The sequence below is a fragment of the Chromohalobacter moromii genome (assembly GCF_023091865.1).
In the GTDB taxonomy this organism is placed as follows: Bacteria; Pseudomonadota; Gammaproteobacteria; order Pseudomonadales; family Halomonadaceae; genus Chromohalobacter; species Chromohalobacter moromii.
In genome coordinates this window covers 1,080,271-1,102,779 of record NZ_JAHXDI010000001.1, presented here as the reverse complement: position 1 = coordinate 1,102,779, position 22,509 = coordinate 1,080,271, and the positions used below count along the sequence as shown (strand labels likewise).

Below are 22,509 nucleotides of genomic sequence, written 5' to 3'. Positions count from 1 at the left end.
TGGCATAGGCATCGACGGTCGATGTCGGCTATCATTCGCTCATTCATGCGCCCAGACCCAGGAGCACTACAAGTCCCATGGCCCAGCACAATGCCTTTTATGCCCAGTCCGGTGGCGTCACCGCCGTCATCAACGCCAGCGCCTGCGGCGTCATCGAGACCTGTCGTCGCCATTCGGACAAGATCGGCAAGGTCTACGCCGGCCACAACGGCATCATCGGCGCCCTGACCGAAGATCTTATCGACGTTTCCCAGGAAAGCGACGAGGCGATTGCCGCACTGCGCCATACACCGGGCGGCGCGTTCGGTTCCTGCCGCTACAAGCTCAAGGACATCGAGACGCACCGCGCGCAATACGAGCGCCTGATCGAGGTGTTCAAGGCGCATGACATTCGCTACTTCTTCTACAACGGCGGCGGCGACAGCGCCGATACCTGCCTCAAGGTGTCGCAGCTCTCAGAAAAGATGGGTTACCCGCTGACTGCGATTCACGTTCCCAAGACCGTCGACAACGACCTGCCGATCACCGACAACTCTCCCGGCTTCGGCAGCGTAGCCAAGTACATCGCCACCTCGACCCGCGAAGCGGCACTGGATATCGCCTCCATGTGCGCCACTTCCACCAAGGTGTTCGTGCTTGAGGTCATGGGCCGTCACGCGGGCTGGATCGCCGCTGCCGGCGCCCTGGCGGGCAACGGCGAGGGCGAACCTCCTCACCTGGTCATCTTCCCCGAGCTCCCTTTCCAGCGCGCCCGGGTCATGCAGCGCGTCGACGAGGCCGTCAAGAAGTACGGCTATTGCGTCATCGTGGTCTCCGAGGGCGCCCGTTACGAAGACGGCACCTTCCTCGCCGACGCCGGCAATACCGACGCCTTCGGCCACCGTCAGCTGGGCGGCGTGGCGCCGACGCTCGCCGGCATGGTCAAGCAAGACCTGGGCTACAAGTATCACTGGGCGGTCGCCGACTACCTGCAACGCGCGGCACGCCACCTGGCCTCCAAAACCGATGTCGAGCAAGCCTATGCAGTGGGCCAGAAAGCCGTCGAGCTAGCCCTGGAAGGCAAGAACGCCATGATGCCGACCATCAAGCGCGTCAGCGAGACGCCTTACGAATGGCGCATCGACGCGGCGCCACTGGCCGAGGTGGCCAACAAGGAAAAGTTCATGCCCCGCGACTACATCCGCGAGGACGGCTTCGGGATCACGGAGGCGGGTCGCCGCTATCTATCACCGCTGATCCAGGGCGAGGATTTTCCGCCGTTCGAAAACGGCCTGCCCAAAGTGGCCAAGCTCGACAAGGTCAAGGTGCCGCGCAAGCTGCCCGACTTCGAGCTCTGAAGACACACCCCCTGTACGACGACGCCCCGGCATGAATCATACCGGGGCGTCGTCGTCTTGCCGGGTGAGGCATGCCTAGCGGTGGGCTCGATAGGCAAGCCGATGGCGCCTCACGATGAGGTCATCTCGTCCCAGCGTGGCGTGCCATCACGCAGCGGCACACGCTCGCCATCGGGCTTTTCGTCGAGCCTGACCTCGTGCGACTGGCCGTCCACCCGATATCGAACCTTGAAGCCCACCGTTTCGCTCTGCGTGTCGCTGACGGTTTCGCATCGCCGTTGTGTGGTCGTGTAGGTATCGCCGTCCTGCAGGCGCTCCTGCACTTTGTTTCCGGCATAGCCGCCGCCGAGCGCACCGGCCACGGTCGCCAGCGTCTTGCCGCTCCCCCCGCCGAACTGGTTGCCGACCACGCCGCCCACCAGGCCGCCAATGGCCGACCCTGCCAGCTGATGCTCATCCTGCACGGGACGCCGATTGGTGACGGTCACGTCGCGGCAGACCTCACGGGGCACCTGCTGCGTTTCGACGATGGGCGCGACGTCGACGATGTCGGCATACTCGGGGCCGTCATCTCCCTGTTGGTAGGCGCCGATCGCGACGCCGCCAGCGATCCCCAGTGCGGCAACGGCACTGCCAATGATGATGGACTTGTTCATCTCTTGCCTCCTTGTATTCACGCGAACCACGGGCACCCCGCCGACCTCCTGTCAGTGGCCTGGTGCCCAGGCGTCTGGCTATCGCGTCCGCTCGGCAAGCGATGCATGACTGAGACGAGAGAAATGTTACCCGAGGTTAACGTTCGAGGGGAGCCCGAAAGGGTTATAGAACAGCGTTTTCACATTGTCTGCGAGATTGCCGGCACACCGTCGCCATGCGGCGACGGAATCTTCCCCCTCAGGAATCAGGGCGTGGCAGGCGCGTCGTTCGGGTAAGGACCGCAAACGGGACACGCCGGATCGCGACCGACATTGAAGCGTCGCCACTCTCCGCTCAGGCCATCGAACGTGGCCAGGCCGCGATGCGACTCACCGACGTCGGCGAGAAGCTTGAGCGCCTCGAGCGCCTGAAAGGTACCGATGATTCCTACCAGGGGGGCGATCACGCCATTTTCAGCGCAGCGTAGCGCGTCGTCGTCGCCATCCTCGCCGTACAGGCAGGCGTAACAGGGCGAGGTCGCATCACGCGTATCGAAGACCGCCAGCTGCCCCGAGAAGCGAATCGCCGCGCCGGATACCAGGGGCGTTCGCGTGGCGACACAGGCGCGGTTGATGGCATGGCGACTGGCGAAGCCGTCCGTGCAGTCGAGCACGACGTCCGCTTTTGCCACCGCGCGTTGCAGAGCGTCTCCCGCAAGCCGCGAGGCAATCACATCCACTCGGCAGGACGAGTTGAGCCGCCGCGCCGAGACCGCCGCCGACTCGGCCTTGCCCTGGCCCAGATCACGCTCGTCGTGAGCGATTTGACGTTGCAGATTGGACAGTTCCACCACATCGTCGTCGGCGATGGACAGGTGCCCCACCCCGGCGGCGGCGAGATACAACGCCACGGGCGAGCCCAACCCACCCGCGCCAACGATCAAGGCATGCCCCGCCAACAGACGCTGCTGTCCCGCCACATCGAACTGCTCGAGCATGATCTGGCGGCTATAACGCAGCAGCGCGGTATCGTCCATTTCCGTCATGGCCATCCATCACCTTCTTCGCGCGCAGCACCCGGAGACGCCGTCATGTATCGAGCCGCTCAGTATCGGGCACATGCAGCGAGACTTCCTCCTTGACCTCCTCCATCACCACGTAGCTCTTGGATTCCTTTACACCGGGCAGCGTCAGTACGACATCGCCCAGCAACTGGCGATAGGCCGACATCTCGGGAATGCGGCACTTGAGGATGTAATCGAACTGGCCGGAGACCAAGTGGCACTCTTGAATCTGCGGCAGCTTGGCCACGGCCCGGCGAAACTCGTCGAACACCGCCGGCGACTGCGTTTCCAAGCTGATCTCGACGAACACGAGCAGGTTGGCCTTGAGCGCCTTGGGGTCGAGCAACGCCTTGTAACCGCGGATGATACCGGCCTTCTCCAGGCGTTTGACACGCTCCAGGCAGGGCGTGGTCGACAGGCCCACCTGGGAGGCCAGATCGACGTAGGAAATGCGGGCGTTGTCCTGCAGGCAACGCAAAATGTTGAGATCGATGCGATCGAGTGATCGGGTCTTGGCTTTCATTATTTTGTTGTTCCGAGACAATGAATGACAAAAGAAATCGCAACCAGGCTCTATGACGAGTGATGCTTACCCAGGGGCAAGGCCAGCGATGCGAGACGTATTACTACCACAACCACCGCCCGCGCCTCCAGGCAACCAACGCGCCTGTTTACCGCGGTCAATGTTGGCCATCCCGCATCACTGGCGCGCGCCCTAGCGTGAGACGTTCACGTGCTCCGAGATCGGTCTCGCTGACGATATTTTCATATCCAGCCTGCGTAAGCGCCTCACGAACTCGAGATGCCTGCTCCCAGCCATGCTCCAGCGCCAGCCAGCCTCCCGTCACGAGATGCCTACGCGCAGCCATTGCCAGATGGCGCAAATCGGCTAGCCCGGCATCGCCCGCTACCAATGCCGAGCGCGGCTCGAAGCGCACATCGCCTTGCGCGAGATGTGGATCATCCTCGGCTATATAAGGCGGATTGGCCGCGATCACGTCGAACGCCTCATGGCCGAGAGCAGAGAACCAGTCGCTGACGAGGAAGGTAGTGTTGGTAATCCCCAGACGCTGGGCATTATCTTTGGCTACGGCTACGGCCGTCTCTTCCCGGTCGACGCCTGTGACGTGCCATGCCGGCCGCTCGGTCGCCAGCGCCAAGGCGATGGCGCCCGTTCCCGTGCCTAGATCGAGGGCTTTCCCGGGCCCATGCGGCATCTTCGCCAACAGCGACTCGACCAGGCACTCGGTATCGGGCCGCGGGATCAGGGTCGCCTCATCAACACGCAGCCGTAGCCCCCAGAACTCGCGTTCGCCGATCAGATACGCCACGGGATGGCCCAGCGCCCGTGCCGCTACCAACGCCTCGAAACGTGCCCGGGGCACGCCTGCGAGCTCGCGGTCCCCCCAGGTATATAGCCAGGCGCGCGTCGCCGAAACCGCATGCATCATCAGCACCTCGGCATCCAGGCGCGGTGAGGCACTGCCCGCCGCCTGCAACCGCCGCGATGCGCGGGCCAACAAGGTATCGTAGGTCATCAGGCCGTCTGCAACGCCGAGAGCTGCTCGGCCTGGTACTCATGAATCAGGGGGTTGATCACTTCATCAAGCTCGCCCGCCATCACGTCGCCCAGTTTATAGAGGGTCAAATTGATACGGTGATCGGTGATCCGCCCCTGGGGGAAATTGTAGGTCCGGATACGTTCGCTACGATCGCCCGAGCCGACCAGCGAACGCCGTGTATCGGCCTGCTCCTGGCGCTGCGCGTCCACGGCTGACTGCTTGAGGCGCGCCGCCAGAAACGCCATCGCCTTGGCGCGATTCTTGTGCTGGCTACGCTCTTCCTGACACTCCACTACTACGCCGGTCGGCAAGTGCGTGATGCGAATCGCCGAGTCCGTGGTATTGACGTGCTGCCCGCCGGCACCACTGGAGCGGAACGTATCCACACGTAGATCGTTGCTGTTGATCTCCACATCGCCGACGGCAGACGCCTCGGGCATGACCGCCACGGTGCACGCCGAGGTATGGATACGCCCCTGGGACTCCGTGGCCGGCACCCGCTGCACGCGATGCGCGCCGGACTCGAACTTGAGCCGTGCATAGACGTTGTCGCCACGCACCCGGGCGATCATTTCCTTGTAGCCGCCTTGCTCGCCGTGACTGACGTTGATCACCTCGATTCGCCAGCCCTGATGTTCGGCGTAACGCGAATACATGCGAAATAAGTCGCCGGCGAATAACGCCGCCTCATCACCGCCGGTCCCGGCGCGAATCTCGAGAAACACGTTACTGCCGTCATCAGGATCCTTGGGTACCAAAAGCTGCTTGACGTCCGCATCCAGCTCCTCGAGGCGCGCCTGCGACAGACGTAGTTCTTCTTCCGCCAGTTCGCGCATTTCGGGGTCGCTATCCTCGCGCATCTGCTCGGCCGCCTCGATATCGCCTTCTGTGCGCCGGTAGACTCGCCACGTCTCGATCAACGGCTCGAGTTCGGCATATTCGCGCGAGTAATCGCGAAAGCGCGCCTGATCGGCGATCACGTCGGGCTCGGCCAGCAAGGCGGCGAGTTCTTCGAAGCGTTCCTGGAAGCCATCGAGACGTGTGCGCAGAGTCGCTTTCATGCGGAGTCCTGTGTCGATGCGGCCGGGTCGATCAACAAAGTATTGGCCGCCTGAAGGATATCGTGCCGCTCCTCGCCCGATGCTTCACGCAAGCGTAGCGTCGGGCCGTGCAGCAATTTATTGGTCAGTTGACGCGACAGCCGCTGCAGGACTTTTTCGGGGTCCTCGCCGCGGGCGAGTTGCGCCAGGGCTTGGCGCTCGGCTTCTTCACGCAGCGCCTCGCCCTGCTCACGGTAGCGGCGAATCAAATCGCCGGCGCCACGCACGCGGCGCTCACGCTGCCAATGCTGGATGCCGTGCTCGATTAGAGACTCGGCTTGGGCCGCGGCAACGGCGCGTTGCTTGCGGTTTTCCTCGATCACTTCCTGTAGGTCATCGACGCTATACAGGAAAACATCGTCCAGCTCGCCGACCTGGGACTCGATATCGCGAGGCACGGCGATATCGACCATGAACATGGGGCGGTAGCGGCGCTTTTTCAGGGCACTCTCAACCATGCCCTTGCCGAGAATAGGCAACGGGCTCGCCGTGGAAGAGATGACGATATCGGCCTGTGCTAGCGCCTGGGGAATTTCCCCTAGCGAAATCGCTTCGGCATCGAAGGCATTGGCCAATACCTCGGCGCGCTCACGGGTACGGTTGGCAACCGTCAGCCCGCGAATGCCCGCTTCACGCAGGTGCCGCGCGACCAACTCGACGGTTTCGCCCGCCCCGATCAACAGCGCACGAGCGCGCCCGAAATCGTCGAAGATATGACTGGCCAGACTGACGGCAGCATAGGCCACCGAAACCGGATTCTCGCCGATACCGGTTTCGCTGCGCACCTGCTTGGTGACGGAGAAAGTATGTTGAAAAAGCCGCTCGAGCTCTCCCCCCAAGCCAGCGTTATCCCGCGCAAGCTGGTAAGCCTCCTTGAGTTGACCCAGAATTTGCGGCTCGCCCAGCACCATGGAGTCGAGCCCCGACGCCACGCGCATCAAGTGACGAGCGGCCTCGCCATCCAGATAGTGGTAGGCGCTTTGCATCAGGGTTTCGGGCGGCAGCCCGTGAAAGCGCCCCAGCCAGTCGAGCACCGAGCGCTCTCCCTGAGCGTCGGTCACGCAATAGAGTTCGGTACGATTACAGGTCGACAGCACCGCCGCCTCGTTGACGCCGGGCAGCGATTTGAGCTCGGCCAACGCGCCCGCCAGCTCGGCCGGCGTAAAGGCGACCTGCTCGCGAACCTCGATGGTCGCTGTCTTGTGGTTGATCCCCAGGGCGAGAAGCGTCATGAAATCACGGTCATCACATCGGTCTATCGGCAGCGTCCGTCCTTTGCATTCGGGCGCGGCGGACAATGTGGGGGTGACGAAGCCGGAATACCAGCCCCGCCTAATGCGCTGCAGGATCGATATCCTAGCATAGGACTGAGACATTTGGGCATGGGGCGGCAAGTTGCCGCGCAGCGCGAGGTTTCCCGCGCCTGACGCTTTGCCCGGCCTGATCGAGCCGGTATGCTGATGCTTTCAAACGCACATTCGAGGATGGCATGCGCATACGCTTGACTCTGGCCTCCGTCCTGGCGTTGCTGCTGGCGGGCTGCCAAAACGCTCCGACAACGCCCAGCGCCATCCCGCTCGATGACCCCATGGAAAACGCGCCACCGGTGACCCACGGCTTCGATGCCGAGGGCCTTTCATCGTTGCTGCTTGCCGAACTTGCGGGACAGCGCGGCGATTATCGGCGCGCCGCCGAGGGCTATCTGGATGTCAACGAACGCTACGCATCGCCCGCCCTGGCAGAGCGCGCCACTCTCGCGGCACGCTACGCCGACGACAGCGCCCTGCTCGAACGCGCCGCACTGCGCTGGCAAAAGCTCGATGACGACGCCACCACGCCGCGCCACGTCCTTGCCAGTCTCGCGGTACAACGTGGCGATTGGGAAACCGCCCTGGCCCAGCGCTTGCGCATCGCCGAGCAGGAACCCGAGGCAGATCTTGCCGCGCTAGCCGAACTTGCCATCGAGCAGGATGCCGACATCACGCCGCTACTGGCACCTCTGCATGATTTCGTCGAGCGTCATCCCGATCACCTTGATGCCCAGCTAGCGACCGCCCAGCTCGAGGCAGCGAGCGGCGATACCGAAGCCGCCGATGATCGACTCGCACGCCTGACCGACACGGCAGAGGCGCCCGCCGAGGTATGGCTGACGCGCAGCATGATCGCCCTGCACAATGGCACCCTCGACGACGCTAGGCGCTATGCCCGCCAAGGACTCGAGCGTTTTCCCGGCGACAGCCGCCTGCGCCTGACCCAGGCCCAGGCGCGCCTCGCCGATGGCGATATCGAAGCCGCCGACGAGGATGTCGAGCGCTTGCTCGCTCGCCATGACGACACGGCGTCGCTACGCTTGGCGCTCGCCCAGCTTTATCTCGACGCCGCACATCCCGATGGCGCCAGGCGCATTCTTCTTCCCTTGCTCGACCGCGACGAAACGCCTACGGCCGCCTACTTGATGTTAGGCAGCATTGCCGAACAAGCCGGCGAAATCGACAACGCCCTGCTTTACTATCGTCAGGTACCCAGCGGCGAGGGTTTCATCGAGGCACGCGCACAGGCCGCCAAGATGCTGGTCGCCGCGGACCGGGCACAGGACGCCAGCGCGTTTTTACGCATCGAACGTCTTCGCCATCCCGATCAACGCGTCGCCCTGTTGCGCCTCGAGCTCGACGTGCTCGACGCCCAAGGCCAACGCGCACGCGCCGACGAACTGCTCGATGAAGCCATCTCCAAGACGCCCGAGGCCACCGATCTACGCTTCCAGCATGCCATGCGCGCTTATCACCAAGGCGATCTCGACACCATGGAAGCCGACCTGCGTACGATCATCGAACGCGAGCCGGACAATGCCGAAGCACTCAACGCGCTCGGCTATACGCTGAGCAACGACATGGGCCGCCATCAGGAGGCCTTACCGCTCATCGAAAAGGCCCATCGCCTCGAGCCCGATAGTCCCGCCATTCTCGACAGTCTCGGCTGGGTCTATTTTCACCTCGGTCGCGCCCAAGAAGCGCTACCTTATTTACGTGAAGCCTATCGCGGCCAGCCTGACCAGGAAGTGGCCGCCCACCTCGCCGAGGTACTCGCCGCTACCAGGCGCGACGACCAGGCGCGCGCCCTGGTAGAGGAGGCGCTACAGCGCTTTTCTCCGCACCCGCTCATCGATGACTTACTGCGTCGACATCCTGAACTCGCCCCAGCCGACGAGAATGATGCGAGCCGCAACGTCGATCCGGACTCTACTCGCGACATGGAAGCCAGCTCATGATCCGCTCTCTCTCATTATGCCTTCGCCATCGCTGTACCGCGCCTCGCGCTTGGCTCAGCCTGCTACTCATCGTCATGCTGGCGGGTTGTGCCAGCCAAACTCCGGGGCCCGACCAAGCCCGTGAGCGTGGCGATTGGGACGCTCAAGCCGAGCGCCTGCAAGCACTCGACGCCTGGAGCCTAGCCGGCAAGGTCGGGCTACGCACCGATGAAGGCTCCGAAAGCGCCAATATCGACTGGCAGCAGCGTCCCGACACCTACCGCATTCTGATCAGCGGTCCTTTCGGGGCCGGCCGTACCCTCCTGAAAGGCGCCCCCGGTAAAGTAACATTGGCCAACGGTGAAGGGCGTTTCAACGCCGAGACACCGGAAGCCTTGATGGAACAGCAGTTAGGCTGGTCGTTGCCCATTTCCGCGCTCGATTACTGGATCCGCGGCCTGCCCACCCCCAATGCCAGCGAGCGCACCGAGTACGACGACCTGAACTTCCCCCAACGCCTGTGGCAATTCGGCTGGACCATCGAGTATCGTGATTGGACGCACGCCGACGAGCTATGGCTACCGCGCCGACTGGTCATGACCTACGGCGAGCTACGCGCTACGCTCGTGGTCACTCAATGGGAGCCCATGACCGACTCATGAAGGCACGACTCAGCCTGCCCGCGCCCGCCAAGCTCAACCGCATGCTGCATATCGTCGGCCGCCGCGCAGACGGTTACCACGAACTGCAGACGCTGTTCCAAATCCTCGACCGCGGCGACACCCTGCACTTTGCGCCACGCGAGGACGGCGTCATCCAACTACAGCCCGTGATGGCTGGCGTCGATCACGATGCCAACCTCATCGTGCGCGCCGCACGCCTGCTACAGCATGAAAGCGGCACGTCACTGGGCGCTAACATCCGCCTGGAGAAGCGCCTCCCCTTGGGCGGCGGCTTGGGCGGCGGCAGCTCGGATGCAGCCACCACCCTACTCGCGCTCGACCGACTCTGGTCACTCTCACTGGGGCTACCCCGCCTGGCCGAGCTGGGGCTTTCGCTGGGTGCCGATGTCCCGGTCTTCGTATACGGCCGAAGCGCCTGGGCGGAAGGCATTGGCGAACACCTGACGCCAGTGACGCTCGAAACCCCGTGGTTCGTGGTCCTCAACCCAGGAGAAGAAATAGCAACGCCTGCCGTGTTCAGCCACCCTGAATTGACACGCAACACCCCTCCCATTAGTATGGCGCGCGCACTGCGAGGGGAAGCCGAACAGGGGCGCGCCTGGCGCAATGACTGCGAAGCTGCGGTAAAGTGCTTGTCGCCGAAGGTCGCGCAAGCGCTCGACTGGTTATCGGCTTTCGGCCCAGCCATGCTGACGGGGACAGGAAGCTGTCTATTCTGTCCCTTGACGAGTGAGCAACAAGCCGATAGGATTTTGCGCCGTGTTGATAGCCATTGGCATGCATTCAAGGCACGCGGCTGCAACACTTCCCCCCTCCATGACGCTCTCGACATTCACGATGAAATGTCACTCATGAGCTAATACGGGGACGCCTGATATCGGCATCGTGTTCTATGTGGCAATACGACACACGAAACAACGAGTCGATGTGTTGCTGGGGTATAGCCAAGTGGTAAGGCACCGGTTTCTGGTACCGACATTCCCAGGTTCGAATCCTGGTACCCCAGCCAATTTCTCAGAGCGCCCGACGAATCCCACTCCGAGATCCCTCAAGACTCCAAAGGTGGCTGCGCGTGTCTAAATTGATGGTGTTCGCGGGAAATGCCAATCCCGAACTCGCCCGCAAGGTGGCCGAAAGCCTCGACAACCGGCTGGGCCATGCAACCGTCGGTCAATTCAGCGATGGTGAAATCGCGGTCGAGATCAATGAAAACGTTCGCGGCAAGGACGTCTTCGTATTGCAGTCCACCTGCGCACCGACCAACGACAACCTGATGGAGTTGATTCTCATGGTGGATGCACTGCGCCGTGCTTCCGCTACGCGAATCACCGCCGTCGTACCGTATTTCGGATATGCCCGCCAGGATCGCCGAGTGCGCTCCGCACGCGTACCGATCTCGGCCAAGCTGGTCGCCGACATGATGGTCAAGGCGGGTGTCGACCGTGTCATGACCATGGATCTGCATGCCGATCAAATTCAGGGCTTTTTCGACGTCCCCGTCGACAACGTCTATGGCTCGCCGATCCTGCTCGATGATATCGAACGCCAGAACTACGACGATCTCGTCGTGGTCTCCCCCGATGTGGGCGGCGTGGTGCGTGCACGCGCCATCGCCAAACAGCTCAACGCCGATCTGGCGATCATCGACAAGCGTCGCCCACAGGCTAACCAAGCCCAGGTCATGCATATCATCGGCGAGATTCAGGATCGCACCTGTGTGGTAGTCGATGACATGGTCGATACCGCCGGCACCTTGTGCAAGGCGGCCGAAGCGCTCAAAGGCCACGGCGCTCGGCGTGTCGTCGCCTACGCGACGCACCCTATCCTGTCCGGACCGGCCGTCGACAATATCGTCGGCTCGGTACTTGACGAACTCGTCGTGGCCGATACCATTCCGCTTTCCGAGACGGCGTCCCGCAGTGGCAGGATCCGCCAGCTCTCGGTCGCGGGACTGATCGCGGAAGCCATTCGCCGCGTCAGTAATGAAGAATCCGTCAGTGCCATGTTCCACTGAGGCAATCAGCCTCAGAGAGCGTGCACGGATACGCGGGCCGCGAGGCCCTCACGGAATCGGCATCGCCTGGTCGCGGGCGGTGCCGCTTTCCTTACATAACCTATGAGGTGACAATCAATGTCCCAATTCACTCTATCCGCCAAGGTTCGTCACGACCTGGGGAAAGGTGCGAGCCGCCGCCTGCGTCGTGAGAACCAGAAAGTTGCCGCTATCATCTACGGTGGCGACAAGACGCCGCAGCCGATCACCCTCGATAAGCCCGCCTTTTACAAGGCCATCGAGGATGAAGCCTTTTTCTCGTCCGTGATCAACATCGATCTCGAAGGCAAGTCGGAGCAGGTCATCATCCGTGATATCCAGCGCCATCCGTACAAGGCGTTGGTGACCCATGCCGACTTCATGCGTGTCGACGCTACACACGAAATCACCATGAACGTGCCGCTGCACGTCAACGGTGAAGACGCGTGCAAGGGCGTCAAGGAAGAAGGCGGCGTGCTACACGTGCTGGCCAACGACGTCGAGATCAGCTGCCTGCCCAGCAAGCTTCCCGAGTACCTGGAAGTCGATGTGGCATCCCTCGGACTCGGCGAGACCTTGCACCTGTCCGATCTGCCGCTGCCGGAAGGCGTATCTCTGGTCGCCCTGAGCCATGGCGAAGAGCACGACTTCGGCGTGGTTAGCGTCACGCGTGCCGATACCGGCACCGAAGGTGACGAAGAAGACGAAGAAGGCGGTGACGACGCCGCCGCAGAAGACGGCGAAAAAACCGAGTAATCGGTTTTCTAGGGGCCCGCATGAGTCACGTCAAAGCGTTGATCGGCCTGGGCAATCCAGGCTCCGAATATGATGCCACGCGACACAATGCGGGCGCCTGGGCCGTTGAGTCCCTGGCGCGCGACAGCCTGACCCCGCTACGGGCCGAGCGTAAATTCCTTGGGCATTATGCCAAGGTCCATTACGCTGGCCATGATCTTCATTTGTTGGTGCCCAGTACCTACATGAATCGCAGCGGCAAGGCTGTCGCCGCGCTTTGCCAGTTCTTCAAGATATCCCCTGACGAACTTCTCGTCGCCCACGACGAACTCGATATCGCTCCGGGTACGGCACGCTACAAACACGGAGGTGGCCATGGCGGCCACAATGGTTTACGCGACATCGTCAGTGCCTTGGGCAACGACAAATCCTTCCATCGCTTGCGCATTGGCATCGGCCATCCGGGCTCGGCCAAGCAAGTGACGAACTATGTCCTCGGACGCCCCGGCAAGGCGGAACGCACTGCCATCGATGCCGCCATCGAGGAATGCCTGCGCACACTCCCCGACGTTGTCGCTGGCGACTGGGCAAGCGCCATGAATCGCTTGCATAGCTTCAACGGCTAAATAGGCTTCAACGGCTAAACACGGCTTCTTTTCGACAGCCGCCTCGCGCCCATAGCCCCACACCCGCCACATCGGTAGAATGCGGGCCACGTTCATCACGCCCTTTCGCATACGATTCAGGAAGATCCCATGGGTTTCAATTGCGGTATCGTCGGCCTTCCCAATGTCGGCAAATCCACACTGTTCAATGCCTTGACCAAGTCGGGAATCGACGCCGAAAACTTTCCTTTCTGCACCATCGAACCCAATGTCGGCATCGTCCCCATGCCGGACCCGCGTCTGGATAAGCTTGCGGCCATCGTCAAACCGCAGAAGGTCATTCCGACGACCATGGAGTTCGTGGACATCGCCGGCCTTGTCGCGGGCGCCTCGAAAGGCGAAGGACTGGGCAACCAGTTCCTGGCCAATATCCGCGAGACCCAGGCGATTGCGCATGTGGTGCGTTGCTTCGATAACGACAATGTTATCCACGTCGCCAATGAGGTCGACCCCCGCGCCGACATCGAGACCATCAATCTCGAACTCGCGCTTGCCGATCTGGATACCGTAGAGCGCGCCATCCAACGCCTCGCACGCGTGGTCAAGGGCGGCGACAAGGAGGCCATGGCCACCAAAGCCATCCTCGACCGCATCCAGCCCCATCTAGCCGAAGGCCAGCCGCTACGCAGTTTCGGCCTCGATGACGACGAGCAACGCCAGCTCAAGAGCTTCGGCTTCTTGACCCTGAAACCCACCATGTATATCGCCAACGTCAACGAGGACGGCTTCGAGAACAATCCCTATCTCGATACCGTTCATGCGATCGCCGCCGAGGAAGGCGCCGTGGTGGTGCCAGTATGTAACCAGATCGAAGCCGAGATCGCCGAGCTCGATGAAGAGGAGCGCAGCGCCTTCCTCGAGGAAATGGGCATGGAAGAACCTGGCCTCGATCGGGTCATTCGCGCCGGTTACGCCCTTCTCGGCCTACAGACGTATTTCACCGCGGGAGTCAAGGAGGTCCGCGCTTGGACCACGCCTATCGGAGCCACTGCCCCGGAAGCCGCTGGCGCGATCCATACCGACTTCCAGAAAGGTTTCATCCGCGCCGAAGTGGTCGGCTATGACGACTTCGTGACACTGGGCGGCGAGCAAGGCGCCAAGGATGCTGGAAAATGGCGTCTGGAAGGCAAGGATTACATCGTCGTCGATGGGGATGTCGTGCATTTCCGTTTCAACGTCTAGTCGTATCCAAGAGCCGCCGAGCGGCTTAATGGCAACGAATAGTTGACACATCAGGGAGTTACACGTAATATTCGCCCGCACTTAACGGCTACGTAGCTCAGTTGGTTAGAGCACATCACTCATAATGATGGGGTCCCCTGTTCGAGTCAGGGCGTAGCCACCAAGATATAAAAAAGCCCGCCAACATTCGTGTTGGCGGGCTTTTTCGTACGCTGGTATCCGGGCTAGCTCAGCTCGGCGCGATTGATGTAAACCGTCAACGCACGAATCAGATAGTCGGCGTCACGGCTGCCGGCGGTTTCGCGAATCGAGTGCATCCCCCACTGCGGGACCCCAACGTCCAGCGTCGGCACCCCGAGTTCGGTGGCGGTGATCGGCCCGATGGTGCTGCCACATCCCATGTCGGCGCGAGTAACGAACGTCTGGACCGGCGCCCCCGCCTCGCGACAAATATCCCGGAACATCGCCGCCGTGGCGCTATTGGTGGCATAACGCTGATTGGCGTTGACCTTGATCACCGGACCGCCGTTGAGTGTCGGGCCGTGGTGAGCATCATGCTTTTCGGGGAAGTTAGGGTGCAGGGCGTGAGCATTGTCGCAGGAGATCATGCGCGACCCTTGAATTAGACGCACCCAACCGTCTTCGCCCCCCTCGCCCAATTGAGCATGCACGCGGCGCAGCACGTCCCCCAGAAAAGGGCCCTGGGCGCCGCTGGCGCTGGCACTACCCACTTCTTCATGATCGTTGGCGACGAATACCGCGCCTTGCTGACCATCACTGGCCAATAGCGCTTCGATACCCATAAAGCACGACAATAGATTATCGAGACGCGCACTGGCGATCAGCTCGCCCTCGACCCCCACACGCGACGGCCGCTGCATGTCATAGAGAGCGAGTTCATAATCCATCAGTTGGATGTTTTCCAAACCATGCTGTTCATACAGCCAGCGCTTGAGCCACTTCTCCAGGTCGGGCTCGCTACCGCCCTGCAGCATGACCGGCAGCATCTGTGTCTGGGCGTTCAGCTCACGCCCATTATTCGCCTCCCTGTCGAGATGAATTGCCAAGCTAGGGATGATCGCGATGGGGCGATCAACGTGCAATAATACGCCCTGCAGTCGCCCATCCTCACGCCGTACATGGACACGCCCGGCCAGGCCCAAATCTCGGTCGAACCAAGGCGCCAACAACGCACCGCCGTAGACTTCGACACTCAGTTGAAGCCAGTCGTTGCCGGTGACCACCGGCTGGGGCTTGAGCCGAAGTCCCGGACTATCGGTATGCGCCCCGATCATGCGCAATTCGCTCAGGGCCGTCTCCGGCACCTGCATGGCGATCAACGACGAATCATTGCGGGTAACGTAAAAGCGCTCGCCAGGCGCCAACTGCCAAGCCTCGGTTTCCTCGAGGCGACGGTATCCCGCTTTCTCGAGCCGCCTAGCCATATTGTCGACGGCATGCCAAGGCGTAGGAGAACGTTCGAGAAAATGTAACAAGCGATCAAGGGTGGGGGCGTGAGCCATGGCGTCCTCGGAGAAGTGTCTGTGACGGATGATACAGACTGCTACAATGCCAGTCCGGTCTGAGAAAACTCAACTCAAGGAACCGGCAATCTGGGAACGAGAGTGTACATGAAACCGGGAGTGCTTGATTAATGAGCCTGTTTGCAGCCGCTCGGCGCGCGGCGATCTTGTCACTGTGGCTGGTGGTGTGTGCCCCGGCATTGGCCAATGCCCCAACACCCACCGACGAACAGCGGCAAGCAGCGGCGGAAGTCGCTGAATCGCTGCGATATGGACATTACGCCGATATCAATCTGGACGATGAGTGGTCTTCGAGAGCGTTTCAGCGCTACCTCGATGTACTGGACCCCCAACGCGCCTACTTACTATCGCGTGACGTAAAGGACTTCCACGATCTCGCTTCTTCTTTCGACGAGGCGCTCGACGAGGGAAAGCTTGAACGCGTCTACGAACTCTACGCACGCTACCAGGAACGTCTCGAGGCACGTCTGAAATGGATGATCGAGCGTCTCGATGATGGCAGCGATTTCAATTATCAGGGCAACGAGCGCCTGGCGCTGGACCGTGAAGACGAATCCTGGGCCCAGGGGCAGGACGCGCTCGACCGACTTTGGGAAAAGCGCCTCAAGAATGCCGCACTGACCCAATCTCTCAGTGCCCCGGAGGAAGATAACGCCGAGGACATCGTCAAGACGCTGCGCGATCGTTACGAAAACCAGCTCTCGCGCGTCGAACAGACCAACGCCGAAGACGTCCTGGTGATGTTCCTTAGTGCCGTCACCGGCACCGTCGATCCGCATACCGAATATCTTTCGCCCAGTCAGAGCGAATCCTTCGATATCCAGATGAAGCTATCGCTCGAAGGCATCGGCGCGCTGCTGCAAAGCGAAGGCGAATACGTCAAGGTATCCAGCCTGGTGCCCGGCGGTCCCGCCGACAAGGGTGACGCCTTGGAGCCCGCCGATCGTATCGTTGCGGTAGGACAAGGCGAGGATGGCGAGATGGTCAATGTCGTGGGCATGCGCCTCGACGAGGTCGTCGACCTGATTCGTGGCCCCAAAGGCTCGACCGTGCGGCTCGACGTCATTCCCGCCAAAGCCGTCGACGTGACGCGCACGCACACGGTGCGCATCACCCGCGACACCGTCAAGCTCGAGGATCAGGCAGCCCAGAGCGAGGTCGTGACCGTGACCCGCGATGGCAAGGATCACAAGGTCGGCGTGATCGACGTGCCCACCTTCTATGTCGATTTCGATGCCTGGCAGGCCGGTGACAGCGACTACCGCAGCAGCACGCGTGACGTCGCCAAGGAAATCGACAAACTCAAGCAGGAAAACGTCGAAGGCATCGTCCTGGACCTGCGCAATAACGGCGGTGGCGCCCTACAGGAAGCCAACTCGCTGATCGGGCTCTTCATCGATCGGGGCCCTACCGTGCAGGTACGCGATGCCCGCGGCCGCATCAACCTCTACGGCGACTCCGACCGTGGCGCCCACTACGACGGGCCGCTGACCGTACTGGTCAACCGTCTTTCGGCGTCTGCCTCAGAGATCTTCGCGGGCGCGATTCAGGATTACGGCCGCGGCCTAGTCGTCGGCAACCAGACTTTCGGCAAGGGGACCGTGCAGACGCTCAATGACCTCAGCCATGGTCAGATCAAGCTGACCCGCGCCAAGTTCTACCGCATCACGGGCGAGAGCACCCAATTGCGCGGCGTCGAACCAGACATCACCTTCCCCAGCCTCATCGGCATGGACGAAATCGGAGAAAGCGCACTCGATAACGCCCTGCCCTGGGACAAGGTACGTCCCGTGCAATACCGGCGATACGGCGAGCCACAACGCTATCTGGATACGCTGCAAGCGGAGCATGACGAACGCGCCAAGCAGGACCCCAACTTCGTCTATCTCGAACGCGAGGCCACGCTGGTCAAGCAACTCAAGGAACAACGGACCAGCATCAGCTTGAACCGCGAGCAGCGCCAACGGGAAATGGAGGCCCAGGAGGCCGAGCAACTCTCGCTGGAGAATCAACGCCGCAAGGCGCTGGGCCTCGATCAGCTCGAGGAATGGACCGATGCCCGTGAGAGTGACGATCCAGAAGACAAGGAAGAGGACGACAAGCCTGTCGATCGCGCACAAGTCATTGAAGCTGCGAAAATCCTACTCGACTATGCGCACTTGAAAGAAACGCGGTAAACATCATGCCGCCGGCATTTGCCGGCGGCAATACTCGTCGCAAGGGTTGGCCTTTTTCATCGTTTCCAGTTAAATGAGCTTTATCTAAACATTGGAAACGATGAATACTTCATGCTCGCCTTTTGCCGCTTTTCCCGCCGCGCCTTATCTCTTTTACTCTGTAGCATTCCTCACTTCTCGAGACGCTGGCTCCTGCAGGGTCTCGTTGCCTATGTTCTCGCCATGGGCACCCCCGCATCGGCGTCGACGTGCCCTCAACAGCCACCCGAAACACTGCAAGAAGATTACCAGGCGCTGAATGCCCAACTCGCGCGTTGGGACCAAGCCTACTATCACCAAGGACAGCGCCTGGTCGACGATGGCACCTACGACTCCGCCAAGCGCCAACTCGCCCGCTGGGCGCGCTGCTTTCCTTCCTTGACCGTCTCGCACATCACCTTGCATGAACCGAGCGGCTCGCAACGCCAACCGATCCCGCAGACCGGTGTGAACAAGCTTTCCGACCGAGCTGCTGTGGCACACTGGATCACCCAGCAGACAAACCATCCACTGTGGATACAGCCCAAAGTCGACGGCGTCGCCGTCACTCTCATGTACCGGAAATCGCACCTGGTGGCGGCCATCAGCCGTGGCGATGGCCTCGAAGGACAAGACTGGCTTGCCAAGGCGTCGCACATCGCGGCAATCCCATTGCAGCTTCCCGACACGGCCCCCTCACGCGTCATTTTGCAGGGCGAGCTCTATGCACGCCGCGACGCCCACACTCAATCCCGTGATGGCCTCGACGGCGCACGCGCCCGTGTTGCCGGGCTGATGGCTCGCGATTCACTGACGGATCGCCAAGGCGAGGAGATTGGCTTGTACGTCTGGGCCTGGCCCGACGGGCCAGCCACCATGCCCGCGCGTCTTGCCATGCTGGCTGACTGGGGATTCGACGATGTCGCCGATACCACGCACGCCGTCACTACGCCGGAAGACGTCGCCCGGTGGCGCGACTACTGGTATGACCATGCCTTGCCCTTCGCCACCGACGGTATCGTCGTCAAGCGTGGCGACCGGCCCGACGGAAACGAATGGGAAGCCTCGCCACCCGACTGGGCCATGGCCTGGAAATACCCCGCCCAGCAAGCGATCGCACACATCGACGCCCTCGACTTCACGGTGGGTCGCACCGGACGCATCACCGCCGTTGCCACCTTGACGCCGGTCATGCTTGGCGACAAGCGCATCACCCACGTGAGCCTTGGCTCACTGCCGCATTGGCGCACTACGGATGTGCGCCCTGGCGATCAAGTCAGATTGCGCTTGGCCGGTCTGACCATCCCTCAGCTCCAAGACGTGATCATACGCAAGCGACCGCGTCCACCAGTCGCGGCACCCGATGCCGACCGTTACGACCGCCTGTCATGCCTACGCCTGACACCGAAGTGCCGCGAGCAATTCCTCGCTCGGCTCGAATGGCTGGGGAGTGAAAACGGCCTGGACTTCGAAGGCATCGGCCCCGCTACATGGCGCCAATTAGTCGACGCCGGGCTCATAGAGGGGCTACTTGACTGGCGCACGTTAGATTCTCGAACCCTGGAGAAACTGCCCGGCGTCGGCACCAAGACCGCACATGACTGGCGCGCTCGCTTCGCGACGGCCGATAAACGCTCTCCTCACCGATGGCTGCGTGCGCTAGGGCTGCCCGCCATCCCGCAGGACGCCCTTGAGGCGATACTCGCAGAACACGACATACGTGAGCTCACACGATGGGCACCATCCGACTGGCAGCGTTATTCAGGTATTGGAGAAACGCGCGCGAAACAACTGGAGGAGTTTTTCCACCATCCAGAAATACGACGCTTATTGAGATCACTGCACAAAGATAGGATATCGCGCGAGGAAGGGACGACCGAGACGGTCAACGATGCGCGTTAGTGAAGTACAACATATCGCCTGGCTCCCCGAACAGGACTCGAACCTGTGACCCAATGATTAACAGTCATTTGCTCTACCAACTGAGCTATCGGGGAATATCAGCGATGTCACTCGGCGGGAAGTTGGCTCCCCGAACAGGACTCGAACCTGTGACCCAATGATTAACAGTCATTTGCTCTACCAACTGAGCTATCGGGGATCGCCGAGCGCGATCCGGTATTGGCTCCCCGAGCAGGACTCGAACCTGCGACCCAATGATTAACAGTCATTTGCTCTACCAACTGAGCTATCGGGGAACGATGCCGGAGCACGCGGCGTAGTATACGGATTAGTTCGAGGGCGTCAAGGCTGGAAGTGAATTCGTTTGCCAGATCGCCGCCTTAGCCCGCGCTCATTCTTCTATTGAAACAGGCACCTAGCGACGCAGGGCAAGACGACGATGCGCCGCAAGGGGATTATCCCTCCCCCGGCGAATTCACGACGGCGATGGGACTCACCCATCAAGCGCGCCATGCGACGGATATACAGACGCAACACGCTCCGCGGAACGCAAAGCACAGCAAAACGCCAACGAGATTCATCAACACAGAGGGTCTGCTTAGGCAAGCAGGAAATTTAGCGGGACTTGCGGAATGGGAGTGGTGGCTACGCCCTGACTCGAACAGGGGACCCCATCATTATGAGTGATGTGCTCTAACCAACTGAGCTACGTAGCCACACATCGCATAGCAGGAAGCTTGGCGACGGGGGCGAATTATGCACATGGGCTTGCCGCTTGGCAAGCCCATGGCAGTGACAAGGTGCGACGCTTAGGCGTCGATGTCGAGCTCGCGCTTCACGGCATCCAGGCCAGACTCGCCCTCGACGGTGGTCACGCCATCGAGCCACTCGTCGAGCACGCCCGGATTGTCCTGGAGCCAAGCACGGGCAGCATCGCGCGGATCTTCGCCGTCATCCATGATCGCACCCATGATTTTGTTCTCCATGGACAAAGTAAAGCTCAAGTTATTGAGCAATTCGCCCACGTTGCCGCATGCCTCGGCGTAATCGGCACGTGTATTGGTATACACAGTGGCGCCGCCTAGATTAGGGCCGAAGTAGTCATCGGCATCTTTCAGATAGGCTATGTCGTAGTTGGTGTTCATCGGGTGCGGTTCCCAACCGAGGAACACCATCCATTCATCGCTCTGGGTCCGGGAGTTAAGCTCGGCGAGCATGCCCGATTCGGACGAGTCGATCAGGTCCCAGTCGCCCAAGCCGAAGGCATCGTCATCGATCATCTGCTGAATGATCTGGTTGCCGTCGTTGCCCGCTTCGATGCCATACAGACGGCTACCGAACTGGTCCGCATGATCATCCAGGTCTTCGACCGAGGTGACACCGGCATCATAGACGTATTGCGGTACCGCCAAGGTGTACTTGGCGCCCTCGAGGTTCGCGCCCAGTCGATCGACCTGCCCCTTGTCGATGTACTCGTCGCTGATCGACGCCATCGACGGCATCCAGTTGCCCAGGAATACATCAAAGTCGCCATTCTTCATGCCGGCGTAGGCGACGGGGACGGAAACGGTATCGGAGGTGGTTTCATACCCCAGCCCTTCGAGCACCTCACGCGTCAATGCGGTGGTAGCGGTGATATCCGTCCAGCCGACTTCGGCGAAACGCACGGGCTGACATTCCTCTGGCGTGTCGGCCATGGCCAGCGGCGAAAGCAACGTGGCACTACCCAGCAGCGCGATCAATGGAGTCTTGTTAGACATGGAACTCTCCCTTGCGTTGATGTTGATATAGTCATTGAATGACGATTCAATAACGTTTTTTTATGCTAAATGAATTCGGCGATTCTTTTCCACTATGGATTTCATTTACCATAGGAAAGATAGCAGATTTTTTATTGATTGAACGTTCAATAAAAAAATTCCATAATGATTCGACGACGGGTAGCTCATGAGGTGCACCATTGGACTACCCCGAACGTCAGCAAAGGAGAATGTTCGGTGCCCAAGCTCGGTATGCAACCCATTCGCCGTCGCCAGTTGATTCAAGCAACACTGGAAGCCATCGACGACGTCGGCCTAGCGGATGCCACCATCGCGCGGATCGCCAAGCGTGCCGGCGTCTCGGCGGGCATCATCAGCCACTATTTCGGCGGCAAGGACGGGTTGCTCGAATCGACCATGCGTCAGATTCTTTGGGACCTCGGCGACGCCGTCGCACGACGGCGTGCCCGTGACGATGTCGAGTCCCCACGTCAACATCTGCATGCCATCATCGACGGCAACTTCGACCGCAGCCAGGTCAACAAGATCGTCATGAAGACCTGGTTGGCCTTCTGGTCGGTCAGCATGCACCGTCCCGATCTGCAGCGTTTGCAGCGCGTCAATGATCGGCGACTATATTCAAACATCTGTCACCACTTTCAACGCTGCCTGCCAAGGCCCGACGCACAGCAGGCAGCACGCGGTCTGGCCGCAATGATCGACGGGCTCTGGTTACGCGGCGCACTCGCGCCACAAGGCATCGATGTCGACCGAGCGCGACAACTGGCCTATGACTATGTGGAAGAGCAACTCGCTCATGCCACGACTCAAGCGCCGATAAATGCCTGACGCCAGGCCTCGACACT

The 22,509-nt window shown here is 61.1% G+C and carries 19 protein-coding genes and 6 tRNA genes; 13 read left to right on the top strand and 12 right to left on the bottom strand.

Annotation, left to right across the window (positions count from 1 at the left end):
- The first annotated feature begins 77 nt into the window (after nt 1-77).
- Nucleotides 78-1,337 (top strand): 6-phosphofructokinase, encoded by a 1,260-nt coding sequence (locus KZO83_RS04920; protein ID WP_247619956.1) that lies wholly within the window; start codon nt 78-80, stop codon nt 1,335-1,337.
- Nucleotides 1,338-1,447: 110 nt separating this feature from the next.
- Here the strand turns inward: KZO83_RS04920 and KZO83_RS04915 are convergent, their stop codons facing one another.
- The 6 genes from KZO83_RS04915 to hemA all read right to left on the bottom strand — a co-directional run bounded on the left by KZO83_RS04915 (nt 1,448) and on the right by hemA (nt 6,930).
- The gene (locus tag KZO83_RS04915) at nt 1,448-1,993 is read right to left on the bottom strand and encodes a glycine zipper 2TM domain-containing protein (RefSeq protein WP_178998134.1); all 546 of its coding nucleotides are present in this window, start codon (nt 1,991-1,993) and stop codon (nt 1,448-1,450) included.
- Between the two features lie 245 nt (nt 1,994-2,238).
- Nucleotides 2,239-3,018, bottom strand: a complete 780-nt coding sequence (locus tag KZO83_RS04910) for a HesA/MoeB/ThiF family protein (RefSeq protein WP_247619955.1) — start codon at nt 3,016-3,018, stop codon at nt 2,239-2,241.
- A 43-nt stretch (nt 3,019-3,061) separates the two neighbouring features.
- On the bottom strand, nt 3,062-3,559 hold the full coding sequence (locus KZO83_RS04905; protein ID WP_178998133.1) for an Lrp/AsnC ligand binding domain-containing protein: 498 nt from the start codon (nt 3,557-3,559) through the stop codon (nt 3,062-3,064).
- Between the two features lie 157 nt (nt 3,560-3,716).
- On the bottom strand, nt 3,717-4,574 hold the full coding sequence (gene prmC, locus KZO83_RS04900) for a peptide chain release factor N(5)-glutamine methyltransferase (protein ID WP_247619954.1): 858 nt from the start codon (nt 4,572-4,574) through the stop codon (nt 3,717-3,719).
- The gene (prfA, locus tag KZO83_RS04895) at nt 4,574-5,659 is read right to left on the bottom strand and encodes a peptide chain release factor 1 (protein WP_247619953.1); all 1,086 of its coding nucleotides are present in this window, start codon (nt 5,657-5,659) and stop codon (nt 4,574-4,576) included. The genes prmC and prfA overlap by 1 nt, the downstream gene beginning before the upstream one ends.
- Nucleotides 5,656-6,930 carry a glutamyl-tRNA reductase gene (hemA, locus tag KZO83_RS04890; RefSeq protein WP_247619952.1) on the bottom strand — a complete coding sequence of 425 codons (1,275 nt, stop codon included), beginning with the start codon at nt 6,928-6,930 and terminating at the stop codon, nt 5,656-5,658. The genes prfA and hemA overlap by 4 nt, the downstream gene beginning before the upstream one ends.
- A gap of 257 nt (nt 6,931-7,187) precedes the next feature.
- Here hemA and KZO83_RS04885 point away from each other — a divergent pair, with 257 nt between their 5' ends.
- The 9 genes from KZO83_RS04885 to KZO83_RS04845 all read left to right on the top strand — a co-directional run bounded on the left by KZO83_RS04885 (nt 7,188) and on the right by KZO83_RS04845 (nt 14,405).
- Entirely contained in the window at nt 7,188-8,966 is a 1,779-nt protein-coding gene (locus tag KZO83_RS04885; protein WP_247619951.1) for a tetratricopeptide repeat protein, read from the top strand.
- Nucleotides 8,963-9,607, top strand: a complete 645-nt coding sequence (gene lolB, locus KZO83_RS04880; protein WP_247619950.1) for a lipoprotein insertase outer membrane protein LolB — start codon at nt 8,963-8,965, stop codon at nt 9,605-9,607. The genes KZO83_RS04885 and lolB overlap by 4 nt, the downstream gene beginning before the upstream one ends.
- Nucleotides 9,604-10,488: a 4-(cytidine 5'-diphospho)-2-C-methyl-D-erythritol kinase gene (gene ispE / locus KZO83_RS04875; protein WP_247619949.1), complete on the top strand. Its 885-nt coding sequence runs from the start codon at nt 9,604-9,606 to the stop codon at nt 10,486-10,488. The genes lolB and ispE overlap by 4 nt, the downstream gene beginning before the upstream one ends.
- A gap of 74 nt (nt 10,489-10,562) precedes the next feature.
- Nucleotides 10,563-10,637 (top strand) — tRNA-Gln (locus tag KZO83_RS04870).
- Between the two features lie 63 nt (nt 10,638-10,700).
- Nucleotides 10,701-11,642: a ribose-phosphate pyrophosphokinase gene (locus KZO83_RS04865; protein WP_175575845.1), complete on the top strand. Its 942-nt coding sequence runs from the start codon at nt 10,701-10,703 to the stop codon at nt 11,640-11,642.
- 117 nt (nt 11,643-11,759) lie between these two features.
- On the top strand, nt 11,760-12,416 hold the full coding sequence (locus tag KZO83_RS04860; protein WP_040243765.1) for a 50S ribosomal protein L25/general stress protein Ctc: 657 nt from the start codon (nt 11,760-11,762) through the stop codon (nt 12,414-12,416).
- A gap of 20 nt (nt 12,417-12,436) precedes the next feature.
- A complete protein-coding gene (gene pth, locus KZO83_RS04855) occupies nt 12,437-13,021 on the top strand; it encodes an aminoacyl-tRNA hydrolase (protein ID WP_247619948.1) in 585 nt (194 codons plus the stop codon).
- 129 nt (nt 13,022-13,150) lie between these two features.
- Entirely contained in the window at nt 13,151-14,242 is a 1,092-nt protein-coding gene (gene ychF / locus KZO83_RS04850) for a redox-regulated ATPase YchF (RefSeq protein ID WP_178998124.1), read from the top strand.
- An 86-nt stretch (nt 14,243-14,328) separates the two neighbouring features.
- Nucleotides 14,329-14,405 (top strand) — tRNA-Met (locus tag KZO83_RS04845).
- Nucleotides 14,406-14,466: 61 nt separating this feature from the next.
- Here the strand turns inward: KZO83_RS04845 and KZO83_RS04840 are convergent.
- Nucleotides 14,467-15,765 carry a M18 family aminopeptidase gene (locus KZO83_RS04840; protein WP_247619947.1) on the bottom strand — a complete coding sequence of 433 codons (1,299 nt, stop codon included), beginning with the start codon at nt 15,763-15,765 and terminating at the stop codon, nt 14,467-14,469.
- 131 nt (nt 15,766-15,896) lie between these two features.
- On the opposite strand from KZO83_RS04840, the gene KZO83_RS04835 reads away from it, so the two are divergent.
- Both KZO83_RS04835 and ligB read left to right on the top strand, forming a co-directional pair.
- Nucleotides 15,897-17,963 (top strand): carboxy terminal-processing peptidase, encoded by a 2,067-nt coding sequence (locus tag KZO83_RS04835; protein WP_247619946.1) that lies wholly within the window; start codon nt 15,897-15,899, stop codon nt 17,961-17,963.
- 222 nt (nt 17,964-18,185) lie between these two features.
- Nucleotides 18,186-19,883, top strand: a complete 1,698-nt coding sequence (ligB, locus tag KZO83_RS04830) for an NAD-dependent DNA ligase LigB (protein WP_247619945.1) — start codon at nt 18,186-18,188, stop codon at nt 19,881-19,883.
- 19 nt (nt 19,884-19,902) lie between these two features.
- Here the strand turns inward: ligB and KZO83_RS04825 are convergent.
- From KZO83_RS04825 to KZO83_RS04805, 5 genes are all read right to left on the bottom strand, one after another.
- Nucleotides 19,903-19,978: transfer RNA gene (locus KZO83_RS04825), tRNA-Asn, on the bottom strand.
- Between the two features lie 28 nt (nt 19,979-20,006).
- Nucleotides 20,007-20,082, bottom strand: a tRNA-Asn gene (locus tag KZO83_RS04820).
- Between the two features lie 21 nt (nt 20,083-20,103).
- Nucleotides 20,104-20,179 (bottom strand) — tRNA-Asn (locus KZO83_RS04815).
- 343 nt (nt 20,180-20,522) lie between these two features.
- Nucleotides 20,523-20,599: transfer RNA gene (locus KZO83_RS04810), tRNA-Met, on the bottom strand.
- A gap of 93 nt (nt 20,600-20,692) precedes the next feature.
- Complete coding sequence (locus tag KZO83_RS04805; protein WP_040243772.1) at nt 20,693-21,643, bottom strand: choline ABC transporter substrate-binding protein; 951 nt, start codon at nt 21,641-21,643, stop codon at nt 20,693-20,695.
- Nucleotides 21,644-21,880: 237 nt separating this feature from the next.
- Here KZO83_RS04805 and betI point away from each other — a divergent pair, with 237 nt between their 5' ends.
- The gene (gene betI, locus KZO83_RS04800; RefSeq protein WP_247619944.1) at nt 21,881-22,492 is read left to right on the top strand and encodes a transcriptional regulator BetI; all 612 of its coding nucleotides are present in this window, start codon (nt 21,881-21,883) and stop codon (nt 22,490-22,492) included.
- Nucleotides 22,493-22,509 lie beyond the last annotated feature (17 nt).